General features: G+C 62.0%; 2 protein-coding genes. One reads left to right on the top strand and one right to left on the bottom strand.

Features of this window, described 5'->3' with window-relative positions:
• Positions 1–479: FAD-dependent monooxygenase (locus EN893_RS33720; RefSeq protein ID WP_206640235.1), on the top strand; the 479-nt coding region annotated here is incomplete at its 5' end.
• Here the strand turns inward: EN893_RS33720 and EN893_RS33715 are convergent.
• Positions 456–1418: an AEC family transporter gene (locus EN893_RS33715; protein WP_127272652.1), complete on the bottom strand. Its 963-nt coding sequence runs from the start codon at positions 1416–1418 to the stop codon at positions 456–458. The genes EN893_RS33720 and EN893_RS33715 overlap by 24 nt on opposite strands.
• Positions 1419–1468 lie beyond the last annotated feature (50 nt).

Genomic DNA, 1468 nt, shown 5'->3' with positions numbered 1-1468 from the left:
GGGTTGAACAGCAGATGCAGTCGATGCTGGGCCGGGTGACGGTCGAGCCGGGCCGGCAGATCTATCCGCTTTCGGCGGTGACGCCACTGCGTTTCGCCCGAGATCGGGTGGCGCTGGTCGGCGAAGCCGCCCATGTGTTTCCGCCGATTGGTGCGCAAGGCCTCAATCTCGGCATCAGGGACGTCGACGATCTGGTTGGAATCGCTTGTGAAAATCGAGCGGACCCGGGTGCAGCCAAGGCGCTTGCGGCTTACGATTTCAAGCGCCGCCCCGATATTCTGGCGCGTAGCGGTGCGGTCAACCTGCTCAACATGTCGCTGCTTTCCGACATGCTGCCGGCCCAGATGGCCCGCGTGGCCGGGCTCGGCGTGCTCGGTGGCTTCGCGCCGCTTCGGGCTTTTTTCATGCGCGAGGGGCTTCGTCCAGGCAGCGGTTTTGCCGCGCTTGCCGGCGGGTTAGGGAAACAGGTCCGGCGCTAGGATATCGTGCCGGATCAGGTAGAGCAGCCCGGTGACAGTCACGACCGACAGGCAGGTTGTGATCAGCACACTGGCCGACACGCGCTGTACCCAGACGCCATACTGCTGGGCGATGACGAAGACGTTGGTGGCGGTCGGCAACGCCGCCAGAAGCACCGCCGAGAAGACCCATGTCTCAGAGAAATTGCCGATCCAGCTCAACACGACATAGCAGAGCAAAGGGTGCAGGATCAGTTTCAGTGCCGCAATCGGAACCATCTCGTGCGGGACGCGATTGAGCGGCCTGAGCGCCAGCGTGACGCCCATGGCAAACAGCGCGCAAGGTGCGGCCGCCCGGGAAAGATATTCCAGAAATCGCTCCACCGGCACGGGCGGTCGAAAGCCGATATAGGCGGCGCCGACGCCCAGGGCGGTTGCGATGATGAACGGGTGCAGCACGCTCTTGCGCACGACACCGAGCGCAAGCCGGAGAGGCGTGGTCTTGTCGTCGCCCGACAGCGCCATCATCATGGGTGCGATGGCGAAATGCATGATGTTCTCGAAACAGAAGATCAAGGCGACCGGCACAGCCGCCTCCTCGCCGAAGGCCAGCAATGCCAGCCCCGGTCCCATATAGCCGATATTGCCATAGGCGGCCGCGAGCGCCTTGATGGTCGATTGCGCTATCTCGCCGCGCGAGGTCAGGACCGACCCCATGAACATCAAGGAAAATATCATGAAGGTCGAGACGACCGAACCGAAGATGAAGCGCCATTCCGTCAGGTCTTCGAACGGCGTCTTGGCAAGCAGTTGGAAGAAAAGTGCCGGCAGCGCGACATAGACGATGAACGTGTTCATCCAGCCGAGCGCCTCCAGCGGCTGCCTGGTGATGCGCGCCACCAGGAACCCGACAAAAATCAAGCCGAAGAACGGAAGAACAAGACCGATGACGTCAGACATTTTTATGCTGGTCCGAAACCCTGGCGCCGGGCTAGCCCGTTGCTTAATAG

Source organism: Mesorhizobium sp. M7A.F.Ca.CA.004.04.2.1 (genome assembly GCF_004022825.1).
In the GTDB taxonomy this organism is placed as follows: Bacteria; Pseudomonadota; Alphaproteobacteria; order Rhizobiales; family Rhizobiaceae; genus Mesorhizobium.
This window is presented reverse-complemented; position numbering and strand designations above follow the sequence as displayed.

Coding starts and splice junctions, on each gene's coding strand:
- EN893_RS33715 (WP_127272652.1), bottom strand. CDS start 1,418: ATGTCTGACGTCATCGGTCTTGTTCTTCCGTTCTTCGGCTTGATTTTT.